7 protein-coding genes are annotated in these 15926 nt (G+C 70.6%); 2 read left to right on the forward strand and 5 right to left on the reverse strand.

All coding sequences use genetic code 11. From position 1 onward, the window contains the following. Positions 1-20 precede the first annotated feature (20 nt). The 4 genes from APR04_RS03330 to APR04_RS03345 form a co-directional block, all read right to left on the reverse strand. Positions 21-3386 (reverse strand): TIR domain-containing protein, encoded by a 3366-nt coding sequence (locus APR04_RS03330; RefSeq protein ID WP_253867898.1) that lies wholly within the window; start codon positions 3384-3386, stop codon positions 21-23. Positions 3387-3430: 44 nt separating this feature from the next. Next, positions 3431-4345, reverse strand: a complete 915-nt coding sequence (locus tag APR04_RS03335) for a prephenate dehydrogenase (RefSeq protein WP_253867900.1) — start codon at positions 4343-4345, stop codon at positions 3431-3433. 116 nt (positions 4346-4461) lie between these two features. Next, positions 4462-6546: an anthranilate synthase family protein gene (locus APR04_RS03340; protein WP_253867901.1), complete on the reverse strand. Its 2085-nt coding sequence runs from the start codon at positions 6544-6546 to the stop codon at positions 4462-4464. A gap of 218 nt (positions 6547-6764) precedes the next feature. After that, complete coding sequence (locus tag APR04_RS03345) at positions 6765-8231, reverse strand: HNH endonuclease (protein ID WP_253868014.1); 1467 nt, start codon at positions 8229-8231, stop codon at positions 6765-6767. 376 nt (positions 8232-8607) lie between these two features. Between APR04_RS03345 and APR04_RS03350 the strand changes: the two genes are divergently transcribed. Beyond that, entirely contained in the window at positions 8608-9144 is a 537-nt protein-coding gene (locus APR04_RS03350; RefSeq protein WP_253867903.1) for an SMI1/KNR4 family protein, read from the forward strand. A 46-nt stretch (positions 9145-9190) separates the two neighbouring features. Here the strand turns inward: APR04_RS03350 and APR04_RS03355 are convergent, their stop codons facing one another. Further along, the gene (locus tag APR04_RS03355; protein ID WP_253867904.1) at positions 9191-12454 is read right to left on the reverse strand and encodes a 3-keto-alpha-glucoside-1,2-lyase-like domain-containing protein; all 3264 of its coding nucleotides are present in this window, start codon (positions 12452-12454) and stop codon (positions 9191-9193) included. A 581-nt stretch (positions 12455-13035) separates the two neighbouring features. Here APR04_RS03355 and APR04_RS03360 point away from each other — a divergent pair. Continuing rightward, the gene (locus tag APR04_RS03360; RefSeq protein ID WP_253867905.1) at positions 13036-15918 is read left to right on the forward strand and encodes a glycosyl hydrolase; all 2883 of its coding nucleotides are present in this window, start codon (positions 13036-13038) and stop codon (positions 15916-15918) included. Positions 15919-15926 lie beyond the last annotated feature (8 nt).

The raw sequence follows: 15926 nt of genomic DNA on the forward strand, positions 1-15926 counted from the left end.
CTTGGTACGCGCCGGCGGTGTCACCGCCGTGCACCCATCTTCGTCAAGAACTGCTCCTGGAGCGGGCTCAGGCCGCCCGCACCGCTGATCTTCATCCCGCGGCAGCTGATGCGCTGGTTGGTATCGCCCTGCAGGGCGGTCTCGTCCCGCTGAGCCCAGCTGACGGTGCTCCAGGACCGGACGTAGCCGTCGAGGCTGCCGCTGACCAGGGCGTCGTCGTGCCGCTGGAAGGCGAGGCTCCAGACGGCGGCCTCGTGCGCGTCGACCTTCCGGAGCAAGCGCGCCGGCTCGTCTCCCGAGACGTCCCAGACCCGGATGACGCCGTCGGAGTCGCCGCTGGCGAGCAGGCGTCCGTCGTGGCTGTAGGCGACGGACCACACGATGGTCTGGTGGCCGGTGAGGACGGTGCGCGCACGACGCGCGTCGACGTCCCACAGCCGGACGGTCCCGTCGTTGCTGGCGGAGGCGACGGTGCGGCTGTCGGGGGACCAGGCGACGCCGTTGACGAGGCTCTCGTGGCCTTCGAGGCGCTGGACGCACCGCAGCTGGAGCCCGTCGGACGGGTCGGTGGCGAGCATCCACAGCCCGACGGTCGCGTCGAAGCTCCCGGTCGCGAGCCATCGGCCGTCCGGCGAGGCGTTGATCGAGTAGACCGTGGCACGGTGCTCTCGTGCGGACTTGAGCTCCGCGCCGTCGTCGACGGACCAGGCTCTGACCAGTGCGTCGCTGCCCGCGGTGAAGAGGTAGGCCCCGCTCGGGTCGAACGCGACGTCGTACACCGTGTTGGTGTGCCCCTCGAGCACGAGCCGTGACGTGGGGTGCCCGGACGGTACGTCGGTGCGCCACACCGTAGCCGTGTGATCGAAGCTGCCGGCGGCCAGGGTCTTCCCGCTACGGTCGAACTGGACGCTCGTCAGGGAGTCCGAGGGCCCGCGCAGCCGGTGCAGCTCGGCTCCGTCGCGGTCCTGGACGCTGACGCTGCTGTCACCGAGCGTCACCGCACGCGACCCGGCGGGGCCGGTGGCGACGCCCTTGCCCGACGAGCGCACGCCCAGGTTCAGGTCCTTGAACGTCGCGTCCGTGAAGTCGGTGGACGTGAGCTGGGCGTCGGTGACGTTCATCGACTCCACGATCGACCGGACGAAGCTCGAGCCCCTGAGGTTCGCCCCGGCGAGGTCGGCGCCCACGACGACCAGCTGCGAGAAGTCCCGTCGCGAGAGGCGGAACCGCAGCGCCCGGAGCAGCGACAGCACGTTGCCGGCCGTGTAGTGGTCGTCGTAGCGGCCGCGGATCGTCGCGAGGTGGTCGTAGAGGCGCGGTGCGTCGACGGGCATGCCGGCGAGGAACGCGATGATCTCGGGGGAGAGGTGCCGGGTCGCCAGGAGGTGGTAGCCGCCGTTGGCGAGCTCGGTCGCGAGGTGGTCCGCGACGAAGTACTCGAGGAACGACTTGTGGGCGAACTGGTAGTGGCCGTGCGAGTCGCGCTGGAGGTACGACTGCGTGGTCAGGTCAGCGGCGATCGCCTCGAGGAGCCCCGGGATCCGCACGTAGTTCTCGCCCGCGACGATCTTCGCGACGGCCTCCGCGCGGACGTCGAGCGTGTCCTCCTGGAACATCGCCCAGGCGAGCCGCTGCATCAGCGGCCGCCGCTCTCGCGGAGAGATCGCGTGCGGCCGGTCCCGGCTGACCTCCTCGATCCACCGGCGGGTGTACACGTCGTACAGCTCCGCGAGCGTGGCGCCGCCGCGTCCCCGCATGGCCGGCAGCACCTCCAGGACGAGACCGAGGACGAACGGCCGCCGTACGAGGTCGAGCAGCCCGTACGTGTCGGTGATGATGTTCCAGCGGCGCTCCCAGTCGCCGGGGTACCGCGCCTTGAGGATGTCGCGGATCTGATCCGTGCTGAACTCCCGCAGGTACAGGATGTCGAACCGGCGACCGCGGTCGCCGAGGAGCACCTCGGACTCGTCGTGCACGTCCCGGAAGTAGAGGGTGCGTGACGTGATGACCACCTTGCTGGCCGGCTCGGCGAGCGCGCGGAGACGCTCGAACGCCTGCGGCACGGTCTCCCGGTCGTCACGGGGCATCTCGTCGAAGCCGTCGCACAGGAGCAGGAGCAGCCCCTGCCGGTTCAGCTCGACCAGCACGGCGGCGACCTGGTCGTGCAGGCCGTGGTGCCTGCCGAACTCTTCGAGGATCATGCGGTCCGGGCTCTTTCGCCCGCCCGTCCGGGTCGTGGCCAGGCCCAGCGCGTCGAGGTCCCGTGGCGGCCGGACGTGGCGGAGCTCGACGAGCAGCGGGAACCGTCCGACGACGTCGGCGCCGTCGGGCCGGGCCGAGGCGCTCAGCAGCCGGTGCGCGAGGTCCAGGCAGAACCAGCTCTTGCCGCTCCCGAAGTCGCCGAGCAGCGCGAGCTGGGTACCGCTCTCGTCCTCCGACCACCGCTCGACCGAGCCTCCGACGGACGTGCGCGGAGACCGGGAGATCTCGCTGCCGTCCTCGTGCCGGTCGGACTTGGCGGCGGCGAGCTCGACGAACGTCGACCCGGCTCCGGCGATGCGCCGGGCGTACTCGTAGCGGAGCCGGCCGAGGTACGGGTCGAGCGGCGCGAGCCTCGACACCATCCCCCGGAACGTCGTCACCTCGACGTCGGTGGGCCAACCGTCAGGGGCGACCGCGTCCGTGCCCACCCGGTCGTCGACGACCAGGACCGTGTGGTCCGCGCCCGCTGCGCCGGCGGCCTCGGACAGCCGTACGAGCGTGGTGGTGCGAGGTTCGGCGACCGTGCACGCGACCACGACGGTCCCGGCGTGCCAGCCGACGACGTCGTGGGCCGCCCGGGCCCGGAACCAGGGCTCGCCGGAGGGGCCCGTCCCGCTCCCGGAGACGTCGACCCCGACAGCCGTCAGCAGCGAACGCACGCGGCCGGCGAAACCGTGCGCCGGACCGTCCCAGCGCACCGGGTCGAGCGCCCGCTCGATCGTCGACCCGAGCCACGCGAGGTCGTCCTGCTCGGCAGGCACCGCCTGGCGCTCGGTCAGCGGGTGCAGCGACTCGGGCAGCCGGCCGGCCTCCGGCAGGCCGGCGCCACGGACCAGGACGGGGAGGACCCGTTTGCCGTGATCGAAGGCGTGCTCGATCTCCTGCCGCACGAAGTCGTCAGGATCGTCGATGCGTCCGTCACCGTCCCACCGGGGACCGATGACGGCCAGCACGAGGTCCGACTCGCGGATCGCCTCCCTGAGCAGGCGCGGGAACGCGGTGGCAGGAGGGATGCCCTCGGTGTCGAGGAACACGGCGGGATAGCGGTCGCGCAGGTAGTGGTAGTACCGCAGGCTCTCGTCGCGGGTGTCGTCCCGCCGGTACGAGATGAAGATCTTCGTCATTCCGGCCAGCCTTCGTGGGGAGTCGGAAGAGCGGTGCCGAGCTGTCAGCGGTTGCCGGACGCCGTCGGCACGGCGCCGCCGGTGTCGCCGGTGTCGCCGGTGTCGAAGAGGCTGGTCCAGCGGTCGGACGCCGTCGCGAGGATCTCGCGCAGCGCGGCCGGGTCGCCCCGCTCGACGTGGTCGGCGACGAGCTCGACCTCGTGCGCGTAGCGCCGCATCGTCTCGACGATGTTGTCGGTGTTGGTGAGCAGCACGTCCACCCACATGTCGAGGTTCTCCGTCGCCTTCCGGGTGCTCTCCCGGAAGCCGCCGGCCGGCAGCGTGGCGAGCAGCGGGTCCGGGTCCTTGACCGCGAGCTCGAGGAGCGGCACGGGGAGCATCCGCGGCAGGTGGCTGACGGTGGCGACGAGCCGGTCGTGGCGCGCCGGATCCAGCACCTCCACCCGGGCGCCGATCCCCTGCAGGAGGACGGTGCACCACCGGGTCACGCCGGGATCCGTCCGCTCGGTCGGCGTGAGCAGGAAGACCCGTCCGTGATAGATCCGCGCGGTCGGCCCGTCGGCCCCGGCCGTGGCAGGCCCCGTCATCGGGTGCCCGCCGATCGGCACGACGCCGTCGGGAAGGATCTTGACCATCGCCTCCGTCACCGCGGACTTGGTGCTGCCGATGTCCATGACGACGGCTCCGGGGCGCAGCTCGGGCCCCAGCTCCGTCAGACAGGTGATGATCTGTTGCACCGGCATGCACAGGACGAGCAGGTCTGCCGCACGTGCGACGTCGGCCGCGGTGTCCAGGACGTCGTCGACGTACGACTCGTCGGCAGCCCTGGCCCGAGCCTCCGGCGAGCTGTCGTACCCGACGACCCGCTCGAAGCCGCCCGCACCACGGAACGCGGCGGCGAGCGAAGCGCCCATGAATCCCAGGCCGATCACGCCGGCCGTCTTCGTGCCGTCCGTCACGGTGTCCCCTCGCGCTCGTGAAAGATCGCTCGTGAAAGCTGGAAGGTGGTGCGAGAGCTGGTGCGGTCAGGAGCCTACAGGTGGTCGGTGTGCGGAGGGGGTTCACGGCGGCATGTTCAGCGTGCAGGGGACGGTTCTGCCGGGGCGCCCAGGACGTGGCGGGTGAGGGTGTCGAGGACGGTGAGGCCGTCGGCCGACAGCACCGACTCCAGGTGTCCCTGGACCGAGGCCACCCCCGGACCGCGCAGAGCCGTGAGCACGCCGTCCGCGTCGGCGGACGGTTCCAGGGCGAGCCGCGCCACGGAGCTGTCGGCGGCGGCAGCCGTGATGGTGGTCAGCCGCGCGCCGAAGGTGTTGTAGTAGCCGATGGCGGCCGTGGTGCCGAACACGTCGGCGTCGAGCCGCACGCCCTGCCGCGGCGAGGGCAGCGCGCGGACCGGGAAGCCGGCGAGGCCGGCGAGCACCTGGTGGCTGAGGCAGACCGCGAGCAGCGGCCGGCCCGCCGTGACGCGCTCGTGGATCCGCCGGGTGATGGCGGCGATGCGCGGGTCCTCGTGGTCGCGCGGGTCGCCCGGTCCCGGGCCGAGGACGACGAGATCGTCCGCGAGCACGTCGGTGACGGCGTCCCACCGGACCACGCGGGCGGTCAGGCCGAGGTGGCTCAGCTGATGGGCGAGCATGGTCGTGAACTGGTCCTCGTGGTCGACCACGAGGACGCTCCGGCCGGCCAGCGGCGAGATCCGCGCGCTCTCGAGCCGCGTCGCGGACCGGTCGGCCGGTCCGGCGTGCGTAGCGTCCTGCGGACGGACCCAGAACTCGGCGAGCTGGCTGTTGCGGGCGGTCAGTGCCGCGGCGACGCCGGGCTGCGTGTTCAGGTCGACGACGGCGCCGGGACCGGCGCCGCGCGGCACCAGCCCGAGCGAGGCGAGCACGCCCGCGGCCTTGGCTCGCGTCTCCGCGACCTCGTGCTCGGGGACGGAGTGACGGACGAGGGTCGCTCCGGCGGGGACGGACACGCGGCCGCCGTCGTGCAGGTAAGCCGTGCGGATGAGGATCGGGGCATCGAGCGAGTAGCTCGCGGGACCGGACGGGGTGTGCTCGGCAGGGTTGCCACGGGCGCCGTCGGGCTCGAACAGGGCGAGGACGCCCGAGTAGTAGCCGCGGGGGCGGGTCTCGTGGCGGGTGATGACCGCGCAGGCGTTCTCCATGGGCGATCCGGTCACGGTGGGCGCGAACATCGTCAGGCGCAGCGCCTCGCGCGGGTCGAGGGCGGTCCGGCCCTCCAGCAGGTACTCGGTGTGGCTGAGGCGGGCCATCTGCTTGAGGTACGGGCCGACGATGCGCCCGCCGCCGGGGCAGAGCGCGCTCATCATCTTCATCTCCTCGTCGACCACCATGAAGAGCTCCTCGTTCTCCTTGGTGTCGCGCAGGAACTGAAGGACGCCGTCGCGCGTGGGGCCTGTCGCGGGGTGGCGGTAGGTGCCGCTGATCGGGTTCATCTGGGCCACGCCGTCGTGCAGGGTCAGGTGCCGCTCGGGTGTAGCGCCCGCCAGGGACAGCGACTCGCCGTCGGACGCCGGAGCGTGCACCGCGAAGGTCCAGTACGAACCGGTCTCGTGCGTGAGGAGAGCACGGAACCACGACGTCAGCGTGGGGACGGGCGCCGAGCCGGTGCGGGCCTCGAAGCGGCGCATCACGACGAAGTTGGCGCCGGCGCCCTGCCCGATCTCGTCGTCGATCACGCGGCGCACGATGCCCGCGTACTCGTCGTCCGGGATGTCGAAGCCGAGCGGCTCGGCGGCGACAGGTTCGGGCGGGAGGGCGGCGACGGCGTCGGAAAGGGGGATGCGCTCGGACTCGCGCACGACGAGGCAGCGCAGCGGTGCGCCGTCGTCGTGCACGGTGAACCCGCGCTCGCGAGCCTGGCGGAACGGGACGACGGCGAGCACCGGAGCGCCGTCGAGGGGGATGTCGCGCAGCAGGTCGGCGTCGACGACGTCGCCGGTCAGCACCTCGACCTCGGTGCCGCCGTGGCGGCGCAGGAGCGCGAAGGGTAGCGATCCGTCGGACGCCAGGACCCGAGCGAGGAGAGGGTGGCTCGTGGCGGTGGAGTCAGCGGGGCTGGCGGGGCTGGCGGGGCTGGCGGGGCTGGCAGGGCTGGCAGGGCTGGCAGGGCTGGCGGAGCCAGGTGTGCGGGACATGCGTGGCCTCTCGGTTCGGGTGCCTGCCCCGGACCGACCGCCGCGTGGGAAACACGAGACGACCGCCTCGGAGCGAGGCGGTCGTGGACGTGTGAGTGGATGCGTCGCGAGCCCGCCTATTCGGCGGGCCACCAGTCCAGGCTGATCAGGTGCGACGTCATGGCCGGAACGTTAGCGGTGCGTGGGCGGGGTGTCCACAGGGGAGTCCGGCCTGACGGCTATACCCAGGCGAGGTCGGCCCGGCGTGGTCTTCTGGGTGGTCGGCGGTCGGAGCCCCGTCCCCGGGGCCGGTAGGCGATGGCGCCCCGCGGTCGGGCGGTGTGGCAGCCGATCGAGTACCGGCTGCGCGGCAGGCGCCCCTGACCCGGGCCGTTCATACCGACCGCAGGGGTCCACGCAGGAGTCGTCTCCCGGATCGGTTCCGGTGGGCGGGGAGCCACCGAGACATAGGTGTGGCCCGTGGGCGTGACCGTTTCCACGGAGTCCCGGCCCTCGCCTGTTGTCGTGCCCTGCGGGACCGGTCTCTGCGTCCACCCGGGTGCTTGTTTGGCGTGGTTACAACGGGCGCACAGGCCCTGCCCGTTGTCGAGGCTGGTCGCCCCGCCCTCAGCGTGCGGCGTGACATGGTCGATGTGCCGCACGGGTGCGTCACACCACGACGTGGCGCAGATGCCCTGCTCCCGGGCGCGCAGCAGCGCGGCGAGGCCCTGCGGGTGGTACCGGGCTGTCGAGGTCGTGGCCAGGAGCCGGCCACGCGGGTCGACGTAGATCGCGCGCAACCACGCGGCATCGGCGTCGATGCCGTTCGCGGCGAGCTCGCGTGCTACGACGCCGGGGACGGTGCCCACCCCTGCGGGCCCGCCCTCGACGACGACGGCGGGCTGGTCGCCCTGCGCGAGCAGGGTCGCGTCCGAGACAAGGAGGTTGATCGTGACGGGCACGTCGTCGGCGTGCCCGGGATCGCGGCCCGTGACCCGCTCGATCAGGGTGTCAGCCATGATCTGCCCGGCTCCACGCTCGTCACCTGCCGCCTTGGCCGCTTCCGCGTGCTTCTTCAGGTGCGCATGGGCCTGGATCCCTTGCTGCATCGGTACCAGAGCAGTCAGATACACCATGAGGTCCGGTGCCGGACGCATGCTGACGCAGCGCTCGCCCTTGGCCTTCGCGTTGCGCTTCACGCACGCGTGCACGTCGAGCTGGGCGGCCTGTTCCTTGATTCGTGCGACCAGCCGCCTGGTACCCATCCGGGTCAGCGCCGCCAGACCGGCCGGCCCGCAGATCTCCTCGTCGATCTGGGCGCGGTGCTCCGTCGAGAGGTGCGACGTCTCGCGTACCAGCAGGGTGGCTCGCCACTCCGACAGCACTCCGGCGCGCAGAGCGTCGAACGTGTGCGGCATCTCGGTCACCCAGACCCGTGCCACGCCAAGGAATGCCGCACCGGCATGTGGGCTGCACCGCATCGCCGCACCCACCTGGCTGGGCACACCACGACCTCGGCGCTCGGCGCGGATGTGCTGCCTGGCCTCCTCGGCTCGGCTGGCCTCGTCCAGCGCGACGGCCAGCCGGGCCTGCGTGGCGCTCACGGTGCTCTTCACCGCTTCGAGCTCCGCGAGCAGGTCTACCCACTCTGCCTGACGTCCCTTCGGCGCCGACGACGCGGTGTCGGAGGCACCTGGCAGGATCATGCCCGCCAACACCTGGCGCAGCGCCCGGACGCCTGCGACGTCGACGACCCCGGGAAGTGCGCCACCGCCGGGCAGCACCGACTTGGCAGGTTCATCGCCTGCCCGAGTCGTCACCTCACCCGTTCGCGTCATGCCACCAACATATAGTACGTCCGTTCGTACCGCACGCCGGGTAGGAGCCATCTGCCACGAGCAGAACCGACGCTCCGGTGGCGGACGCCGAGTACGCGACGAAGACCCGCCCGTTCTTCACGATCGGGGACGGGCCCTCGACCACGCCCGATGTCAGGGAAACACCGGCGTTCGACCGGAGCTCGGACGGGCTCCGGTTCGGGCAGACCCGATCTGGACCAGCGACACAGAGGAGTGCACCTTCATGACCACCAGTCCCCAGCAGCTGACCGAGCTGGCACGTCTCGCACCGCCGGCCGACTCGTTCGACTGGGAACAGGTCGAACAGCGGCTCGGGGCGCCCGTGCCGCAGGACTACCGCACGCTTCTCGACGCAGGGGGTGGCGGGCTCTGGCTGGACCACGTGCGGCTGTTCGTCCCGGCGCCCGGCCCTGGTCTGAAGCATGTCGATCTCGAGCGGTCGGGGCTGGAGTCCGAGCAGCTCCAGGACCTGTTCGAGGACGAGGTCGTGGAGCCGCCCGACGACCTCGACCCCGGTTCCAGGCTGCTGCCCTGGGCCTCGACCGGCACGGGGGTCACGCTCTACTGGCAGGTCCCACCCGAGGTGGCGGCCGATTCCTACCCGATCAGGGTCTCGGACCGGAACGGCGACCTGTGGGAGAGGTTCGACCTGCTCACCACCGACCTTCTCCTGGGGATCGTCCAGGGCGAGGTGCAGAGCGAGCTGCTCAACGAGTGGTGGACGGGCCACGACACGCTCTTCAAGACCTACGCTCGGTGACCGAACGGGTAGGCGGCTGCGCCGCCTACCCGTCCTGGGTGTCACGTCAGCGCACGGTCAGGTCCACCGTCGCCGTGCTCCGCCCGTACGCCAGGTCGCCGAGGTACTCCACCTGCACCGGGTGCACCCCCGCGTCGAGCCCCGACGTCGGGAGCCGGAGCCGTGCCGGGCCGCGGCCGAGCGTGGCCCTGACCGTCTCGTCCCCGAGGGTGACCCGGACCGTCCCCGTCGGCGCCGGTCCGCCCTTGGCGCCGGGTACCCGGACCAGCGCGACGGCGTCCTGGCCGGTGCGGACCTTCGGCGGGGTGAGCCGCGTCGAGACCTTGGCCACCAGGGCCTGGTCCGCAGGCTCCTGTCCGGTGAGACGCTCGATCCAGACATCACGGAACCGGGGGTTCAGGCCGGGGTCCCCGTGGTCCTGCAGCTTGATGTGACCCGGAGTCGGCCCCTCGGCCTTGCCGTTCCCGGTCTTGCCGTCGACCGCCACGTCGTCGTGCACGAGCTGACCGTTCCACCAGAGCGAGATGCGCGCGTCCTCGGTCTTGGTGCCGTCGCTGGCGAACCGGGCGGCGCGGAACGCGATGTCGTACGTCTGCCAGGTGCCTATCTCCGTCGCGGCGTTCACGTCCGGGGCCTTCTTCAGATAGATCGACCCTGCGTCGTTCGTCGCCGGCGGATCGATGCCGAAGGACTCCAGCACCTGGACCTCGTAGCGCTCCTGGATGTACACACCGGTGTTGCCGCGCGCCTGACCCGTGACGTCGGGCGCGTGCTCCGGCTGGTACCACTCCGCGTGCATCCGGAAGTCGCCGAACTTCTCCTTGGTCCGGATGTCGCCGCCGACGGACTCCATCGAGCCGTCCTCGACGGGCCACGTCGCGGGCCCGCCACCGACCTTCTCCCACGCGTCGAGATCGCCACCGTCGAAGAGAGCGATGCGCTCGGTCGGTGTGACGGTGAGGCTGTCGAGGTTCACGTGCCCCACGTCATCGGGTTCGTAGACATAGGCGATCGAGTTCGCTCCCTTCTTCAGCCGCACGGTCTCGACCTGCGTCGCCCAGGCCGACCAGCTCACCGTGCTGTCGAGCCAGACCTGCTTCTGCTTCTCGCCGTTGACGTACAGGCTCAGCGAACGTGGCAGGGGGCTCGGGTCGGAGTTCTGGCCGTTCGCGTAGCGCAGCGCGAGGTCGTGCCGGCCGGCCTTGTCGGCCTCGACCGCGAACGTCGTGCGTGCGCCCGGTTCCCAGTTGCGGTCGACGAAACCCGCGCCCGAGTACCCGGCGTGGTTGGTGTTCCAGCCCGCACCGCCGGAGAGGTCGGCGGCCTCTGCCTCGTAGACGGGCGGAGGCGTCGAGCCGTCCGGCAGACGGTTGAGCGTGTACCACGCCTCGGTGCTCCACAGCTCGTTCCCGCTCTCCGACGCGAACGGGCGCGGGGAGTGCACGTTGACGACGTGGCCGGGCTTCAGCCCGTCGATCATCAGGGTCACCGTCCTGCGGTCGTCGGACGCCGTCGCCGAGGTGACCTCGAGGTCCTCCTCGTCGATCTTCGGTCCGCCGTACTGCGGGGTCGACACGTAGCGCCACTGCGCAGCGGAGTACTTCGCCGCGAGATCCTGCGCGGTCTCGTCCGACAGGGGCTGCGTGTACTCGATCTCGAACCCGCCGTCGACGGCGCGCATCTCGAGCATGTCGAACGCGCGGCTCTCGTCGAAGGTGAGCTTCTGCAGGCCGTAGCCGAGCTTGCCCGCCTGACCCCAGTTGCCCGACCAGCCGATGCCACCGACGTAGATCGAGCCGTCCGGGCCGATGCTGGTCCTGCTGACGCCGGACTCCAGCCCCTGCGTCATGCGGAACACCGCGCCCTGCTCCTGGCCGGCGACCTCCTCGAGATAGGCCCGCTGCAGGCCGCCGTACGTCACGTCGCCGATCGCCAGCTGCCCGGCGAAGACGCCGTCGGTCAGCAGGACGGGGTTGCTCGGCGAGTTCGAGATCTCGCTGTGCGGCATCCACAGGACGGGCTCGGTCACCGGCTGGTCGTCGTACGGGCCGTCCGGGTTCGTGTAGTGGTTGTAGAACGCGCCCTCCTCGACGCGCACGAGCTTCGACGTCGGGACGTGCATGCCCTGGTTGTCGGTGACGTACATGCCGCCGTCCGCTCCCCAGCCGAGGCCGTTCGGCGTGCGCAGACCGCCGGCGAGGTACTCGACCTCACCGGTGTCCTTGTCGATCTTCATCACCGAGCCACGGTTCTCGACCAGCTGCGGGTCACGCGTCGCGCCGCCGGGGACCATCGCGATCCCCGTGGTGACGTAGAAGTGCCCCTTCTCGTAGAGGAGACCGAACGCGAACTCGTGGTAGTTGCCACCGAACGGCCAGGTCGCGACCTCGCGGTACTCGTCGGTGACCTCGTCGCCGTCGTCGTCGACGAGCTCGGTCAGGCCGTGCTTCTCGGACACGTAGATGCTGCCGTCGACGACCTTCAGGCCCATCGGTTCCTGGAGGCCCTCGGCGATCTTCGTGTACGTGACGTCGCCGGCAGCGGCGTCGCCCGTCACGTTCTCGACCAGGTACACCTCGCCGAGCACCGTCTCCCGGTCGCCGCCCCACGTGGCGATGGCCATCCGGCCGTCCGGCAGCCAGTCCATCCCGGTGACCTGTGGTTCGAACCCGTCCGGACGCAGGTCGGTCAGCGTGTAGTCGGGGTGCACCTCGGTCAGCGGCAGCCCGTCGCCAGGGGCCTCGGTGACTCCCTCGCAGGACTTGCGCCCCGGCGAGGTGACGCGCGTGACGTCGGCGTCGGTGCTGAGGACCGAGCTGGGTACCAGCGCGAAGCCCGAAGCACCCGGCGGCCGCCACTCCAGCTTCAGCCGCTGGTCGAAGTCACCGTCGAAGTGGTCGATCCGCAGAGCGCGGTAGCCGGTCTCGAGCTCGGCCGACCCCTCCTTGGGCGTCGCCCCGTGCTTTCCGGGGTGGTCGACCACCAGGGCGTCGTCGAGCAGGAGCCGCGCGCCGTCGTCGCTCGTCAGCCGGAAGTCGTACGTGCCGTCCTCCGGGACGTTCAGATAGCCGGAGACCTCGGTGACGAACCGGTCCGGGATGCCGAAGTCCTCCGCCGTGGTCCAGTCGATCGTCGGCATCAGCTTGTCGACGTTCGGGGTCTGGCCAGGCTTCAGCGTGCAGTAGTCGTCGAGCGGGACCTGGACGTCGAACACCCGCAGGGTGACGCCCGGCTCCTGCGGCCGGATGTCGCCGTTCTCGGCGGCCTGCGCCGGGAGCACCGCGAGCGGCAGCGCGAGCGCGCCGAGCATCGCGGCAAGCGTCCGGTGCCTACGCCTCGGGGGTGGACCGCCGGCTCGCCGCACGGCACGTCCGCGCGGTGCGACGCCTTCGGGGACGGGGTCGGTCGATCTGTGTGCCATCAGTAGTCTGCCTCTCCATCGAGGGACCTTGCCTGCCTGGGCCGTGCACGGACGCCGGTGGCGTGCGCACGCCCGTCACTATGGGTGCTGGGGGGACATCGGACAATAAGTTGCCATTTGTTGCCCTGCCATTGAGGTCCAGGGGCGGGCCCGGCACAGTTCATTACGAAAACGATGTCTCCCGACGAATGGTTGACGACCGCGTTTTAACCCTGCCAAAGTGTGAGAGCGCTTCCATGAAACCGCTGCTCGAAGCGGTCCGATGCAAGATCTCGCAAGTCCTTCATCACCCTCAACGACGTGGGAACGAGATGAGCCGGGCATCCCGATGGCGGGGCGGCTCCGAGAGGACAACGATGTTCCAGCCTTCTGCCAGCACAGGTTCCACGGCTCATCCCGAGCGAACGGCGCGATCGCCCGGCGACGATCGGCTCAGGTCTCGACCTCGACCTCGCCGACGGCGTTCGCGCATGGCTGTCCTCACGTCGGTCGTGGTCGCACTCTCCACGATCAGCGCCGTCCCGGCCGCGGCGGCTGAACCGACGCCCGTGGGCGCGGGGAGCTACACGACCGAGCAGGTCGGCCCAGCACCCGAGGGGTGCGCCCCGCTCGCGACCGACGCTCGCGCGTTCATCACCGACTCGGCGCCTGAAGGAGCCGTGCCGACGAACGACTGGTGGTCCTCCTTGGCCTTCAAGAAGTTCAACTGCTCGATGAGCGAGCCGCTGCACGCGCACCCCGTGTCGTACAAGCCGTCGCCGGAGGGCCTCGGGCTCTCGTACACCCAGCAGCCCATCCTCTACGGGACGCCCGGCGGGATCGGGGAGTTTCACTACCCGTACAGCCAGGACCTCGTCGTCGGGGTCGCCGGACTGAACGCATCCGTCGCCGAGGTCGCGGACTGGAGCGACTGGACCGTCACCCCGTCGTGGAGCGACGGAGCACGCTCCATGACGGCGACGATCGGGCACGGGCTACCCGTCACCTGGTTCGAGATGACGGGTGGCGACGCCGTGCTCACCGGTGCGTCGGACCTGCGCGTGTGGCTCGACGACGGTGCCCGGATCGGATTCAGCACGGGTGGCGCCGACTACGTCGCGTTCGCGCCGACCGGGTCGTCCTGGACCACTTCGGGCAACGAGCTGAGCAGCGACCTCTCCGGAAAGGGCTACCTCTCCGTCGCAGCACTTCCCACGACGCCGGGCGACGACGACGCGGCGCGGACCGCCCAGGCGGACTCGTACACCCCGTACGCCTACGTCGAGGTGACGGGGACCCGCGCCGACTACGTGTACGACGAGGCGACGAGCATCGTCCGTACGACCTACTCCCTGGAGACCGAGGCCCACGAGGGCAGCAATGCGGGCACGATCGTGGCGCTCTACCCGCATCAGGACGTGTACCTCGAGGGGGCTGCCGGCGACGGGCCCGGCGACGGCGCGGCCTCCGACCGCGACTACGAGTCCGCACGCGGCAAGATGACCACGCTGATCGGAGCGACGTCGTTCACGACGGACACCCCGTTCACCGGTGTGCTGCCAGAGGTGCCTTCGGTCGCGACCGCGGAGGGCGACGCGAACGCGCGGCTCGATGCCCTGCTCGACGCGGAAGCGGATGACCCGATGAGCATCGACGCCGCCGACACCTACTGGACCGGCAAGGCGCTCGGCCGTGCGGTGCGGATCGCGGAGATCGCCGACCAGGTCGACCGCACGAGCGTGCGCGATACGGCGCTCGGACAGATCGAGGCCACGCTCACGGACTGGTTCACGGCGAGCCCCGGTGAGACGGAGCAGGTGTTCGCGTACAACGAGAACTGGGGCACGCTGGTGGGATTCCCCGCCGCGTACGGGTCGGACAAAGAGCTGAACGACCATCACTTCCACTACGGGTACTTCATCGTCGCAGCCGCCACCCTGGCGCGATTCGATCCGGCGTGGGCCACCGACCAGGAGTTCGGTGGCATGGTCGACCAGCTGATCGCAGATGCCAACAACTTCGATCGCACCGACCTGCGCTACCCGTATCTCCGGGACTTCGACATCTATGCGGGCCACGACTGGGCGGCAGGCCACGGCGCCTTCGTCAACGGCAACAACCAGGAGTCGAGCTCGGAAGGCCAGAACTTCGCGAACGGCCTCATCCAGTGGGGTGTCGCCACCGGCGACGACGCCACTCGCGATGCCGGGATCTACCTCTACGCCACGCAGACGGCGGCGATCCAGCAGTACTGGTTCGACGGGTCCGGCGCGATGCCCGATGCATTTGGTCACTCCACCGTCGGCATGATCTGGGGCAGCGGCGGGGCTTACGCGACCTGGTTCAGCGGCGAGGCCGAGATGATCCAGGGCATCAACACGCTGCCGGTCACCGGTGGTCATCTCTACCTGGGCCTCAGACCCGATGACGTCGTCGCCAACTACGACGAGATGGTCGCGGCCAACAACGGCAGTCCGACGGTCTGGCAGGACATCCTGTGGTCGTATCTCGCGCTCGGGGACGGCGAGCGAGCGCTCGCCGCACTCGACGGCGACCGTGAGTACCCGGTCGAGGAAGGAGAGAGCCGCGCGCACACCTATCACTGGATCGCCAACGTCGCCGGGCTGGGCACGGTCGACCCCGCGGTGACCGCCGACTCCCCGGTGGCGGCCGTGTTCACCAAGAACGGGGCGCGCACCTACGTGGCCTCGAACATCACGCAGTCGCCCCTCACGGTCGAGTTCTCGGACGGGACCTCGCTCGCGGTGCCGGTCGGGAAGACCGTCACCTCGGGTGCTCATGCGTGGAGCGGGGGCGGCGCCCCGAGCGGTACCGAAGACCCGACGGACCCGCCGGACCCGACAGATCCGACAGATCCGCCCGAGCGTGCTGCGACGACGTTCTACCTGACCGCAGGTGGCGCCCTGGTTGCCGACCCCGGTTCCGCTGCCACGGCCGTGCTGGGCGCACGGTCGGGACCGGATGCGGTCGGTGACCCGAGCACCGGGCTCACCGCCACGCTGGAGCACGTCACGGGCGAGTTCGGCGGCCTGCGCACCGCGTTCGACCTCGGCGTGGACGCGGGAGCGAATGTCGGTAACGGCACACGACTGCGCGTCTCCTACGATCTCGACGGCGACGGCTCCTTCGACCGGGTGGAGACCTACAGGTACTTCGCAACGGATCCGGTTCCCGGCTTCGAGCGCTACACCTCTGCGAACCAGGCGATGGAGAGCTCCGAAGGCACTCTCGGCGACATCTCCGACGGCACGATCAAGGTGGAGGTCTGGAACGTGCTCGGTAACGCGACGTCGCTCGTGAACCTCGCGGACTCCGTGCTGGAGGTGCCGTTCGGGCCGTTGGCGGTGAGCTGACGAGCACC

This window comes from Promicromonospora umidemergens, from assembly GCF_024171995.1.
Taxonomy (GTDB): Bacteria; Actinomycetota; Actinomycetes; order Actinomycetales; family Cellulomonadaceae; genus Promicromonospora; species Promicromonospora umidemergens.

Coding starts and splice junctions, on each gene's coding strand:
- APR04_RS03345 (WP_253868014.1), bottom strand. CDS start 8,231: ATGATCCTGCCAGGTGCCTCCGACACCGCGTCGTCGGCGCCGAAGGGA.
- APR04_RS03330 (WP_253867898.1), bottom strand. CDS start 3,386: ATGACGAAGATCTTCATCTCGTACCGGCGGGACGACACCCGCGACGAG.
- APR04_RS03350 (WP_253867903.1), top strand. CDS start 8,608: ATGACCACCAGTCCCCAGCAGCTGACCGAGCTGGCACGTCTCGCACCG.
- APR04_RS03355 (WP_253867904.1), bottom strand. CDS start 12,454: ATGCTCGGCGCGCTCGCGCTGCCGCTCGCGGTGCTCCCGGCGCAGGCC.
- APR04_RS03340 (WP_253867901.1), bottom strand. CDS start 6,546: ATGTCCCGCACACCTGGCTCCGCCAGCCCTGCCAGCCCTGCCAGCCCT.
- APR04_RS03360 (WP_253867905.1), top strand. CDS start 13,036: ATGGCTGTCCTCACGTCGGTCGTGGTCGCACTCTCCACGATCAGCGCC.